General features: G+C 38.8%; 1 protein-coding gene. It reads left to right on the top strand.

The genetic code is table 11. The annotated features are described in order from the left end of the window. Window positions 1-412: 412 nt before the first annotated feature. A complete protein-coding gene (locus LV85_RS21920; RefSeq protein ID WP_211318459.1) occupies window positions 413-1,567 on the top strand; it encodes an epoxide hydrolase family protein in 1,155 nt (384 codons plus the stop codon). The last annotated feature ends 405 nt before the right edge of the window (window positions 1,568-1,972 follow it).

Genomic DNA, 1,972 nt, shown 5'->3' on the forward strand with positions numbered 1-1,972 from the left:
TCTCACGACAAACCATGCCGATAGCTATCGGCACGACTTGCTAATGCTTCGGGATGTTACCCCCGTACATAAGGGACTTTCACCCTCTGGAATAATTTGATATCTTCGATACCAGATGCCCATGCTGGGCACACACAATAGCTATGGCAAATGGCGGGCGAAAGTGTTGACGAAAATATTTATCTTGCTATTACGTTCGGTTACGGTGGACAGAAACGTTTTCAAAAACCGCCACTTGCCATAGCCGAGCGTTACCATTCATTAAAGACAATGCAGTTTCAAGTGGTAAGAATAAAAAGTAATAACCTTACAAATTGGTCTTCAATCACAAGTGTGCGAGAATTACGAAATATTAGATGAATGACGTTAACTACCATCTGGTTAGACCAAAATAATTGGAGAAAAAATTATTATGATTAAACCATTTTCAGCAAATATTTCCGAAGAAATTCTTGACGACTTAAAGAATAGAATTAAAAATACACGTTGGCCAGATGAAATATCCAACTCAGATTGGAAGTACGGAACCAACCTTTCTTTTATGAAAGAATTATCCAATTATTGGATGTACGAATTCAATTGGAGAAAGGTAGAGGCTGAAATAAATTCTTTCCCGAATTTCATTGCAACCATTGATGGTTATGACATCCACTTTATACATGTTAAAGGAAAAGGAAAAAAAAACATTCCATTAATCATAACTCACGGTTGGCCGGGTTCCTTTATCGAAATGCTTAAGCTTATACCTAGGTTGACTGATGAAGATGAAATTTCCTTTGATTTAGTCATTCCGTCCATTATTGGATTTGGATATTCCGGGAAAAGTCAGCTTGAAGGTTGCAATTCAGAATTCGTGGCTCATTTATGGCATAAATTAATGATGGAATTAGGATATGAACGATATGGGGCACAAGGTGGAGATATTGGTTCTGGAATTAGCTCTTGGTTAGCTTTAAAATATCCTCTAAACCTAATTGGCTTGCATCTGAATTACATTTCTGGCTCTTATACACCATTTTTAAAAGACGGGGAGCAATTGACAGATGAAGTGGTAGCCTTCCAAAAATACGCATTGAATTGGGCTTCCAAAGAAGCTGCATATTCTCACATACAAAGTACCAAGCCCATAACATTAGCTTTTGGATTAAATGACTCGCCCATAGGACTATGCGCCTGGATCATTGAAAAATTTAATTCCTGGAGCGATAACAATGGAGAAATCTATTCTGTGTTTACAAAGGATGAGCTACTTGCAAACGTAACACTCTATTGGATTACTCAAACTATTCATTCATCCATCCGGATGTATAATGAAAACAGTAAACACCCCTTACAATTTGGCGAAAACGATTTTATAAAAATTCCTGTTGGCTTCGCAAAATTCCCAAAAGAATTGCCTACGCCACCACGTTCATATATCGAAAAAGGTTTCAATATCACTCATTGGACCGATATGCCGGCCGGCGGACATTTTGCTGGAATGGAACAACCAGACTTAATGGCAAAAGACATAAAAGACTTATTCAAAGATTTAACTACCGAGTCAAAACTATCGGCCTTTGTATAAAGAAAAATGGCAGGTATTTAAGTAGACGGTCGTGGGCTATAAGCCACAGCCAGGAGACTGTAATCTAAACCCTGCTTCGTAACCTTCGCGTCACACTCTGCGGACTCTGCGGTTAAAAAAAAATGCCCCCATCAAGCTCATCGCTTTCCCAGTTCTTCAGAGATTTGTAATCTCGAAGCTCTATCCTTGGATTTGTAATCCTTATACTCTCTTTTCGTTTTACCGAGCCTCCCCCTACACACACACACTTCTAGAGAAGCAGGATAATTAAACTTCGCGGCCTCTGCGAAACCCTCCGAGAACTCCGCGGTTAAACCCCAATTATGCAATAGGAATAGTAAAGTGATCCAAAATCTTTGAAAGGGAATAGAAAACCACGATTTTTAATAGAATTAAATCTCACCA

This window comes from Algoriphagus chordae, assembly GCF_003254055.1.
Lineage (GTDB): Bacteria > Bacteroidota > Bacteroidia > Cytophagales > Cyclobacteriaceae > Algoriphagus > Algoriphagus chordae.